The sequence below is a fragment of the Oleiphilus sp. HI0079 genome (genome assembly GCF_001635105.1).
Map to the genome: position 1 here is coordinate 1 of NZ_LWFT01000099.1, position 715 is coordinate 715.

Consider the following 715-nt stretch of genomic DNA (forward strand, 5'->3'; position numbering starts at 1 on the left):
CGAACGCATCGGCTTTTGGTACCTTGCCCAATATGCGAAAGCTCGACCACTCGAAAGTACCAATAACAACGATAAACATGACTCCGACAAGTGCGGCGACAGGAATCTGCTCGATTAGGCTGGATGTAAACAATATAAAGCAAAGCAAAAACAGAGCTGCAGATAGTCCGGAGAGACGTCCGCGTCCACCAGAGTTTACGTTAATCATGCTTTGACCAATCATGGCACAACCACCCATGCCGCCAAAGAAGCCCGTCACGGTATTTGCAACGCCCTGACCAACACACTCTTGATTGCCTTTGCCGTGCGTTTGGGTGATTTCATCAATCAGGCTTAGCGTTAATAACGACTCGATGAGACCAATGGTTGCAAGCACCAATGCGTATGGAAAGATGATGGTGAACGTTTCCCAAGTAAAGGGAACGGAAGGGATTGAGAAGCTTGGAAGGCCGCCCGCAATCGATGCCACATCGCCTACAACGCGTGTATCGATATTGCCGAAAATCACGATCAGAGTGACGACAATAATCGCCGCGAGTGATGATGGAATGGCCTTAGTGAGTTTTGGCAGAAAGTGAATGATGGCCATCGTTAATGCGACCAAACCTAGCATGCTGTATAGAGCAGAGCCTTCTAACCAGGCGATATCAATGATACTACCTTCAAGGCCTGTTCCTGCAAGCCAGCCTTGTTCTGCTTCTGACTGTCCAAATTG

General features: G+C 48.5%; 1 protein-coding gene. It reads right to left on the bottom strand.

The genetic code is table 11. From position 1 onward, the window contains the following. A partial coding sequence (locus A3750_RS01440; RefSeq protein ID WP_197474792.1) for a SulP family inorganic anion transporter occupies positions 1 to 715 on the bottom strand: 715 nt, incomplete at both ends.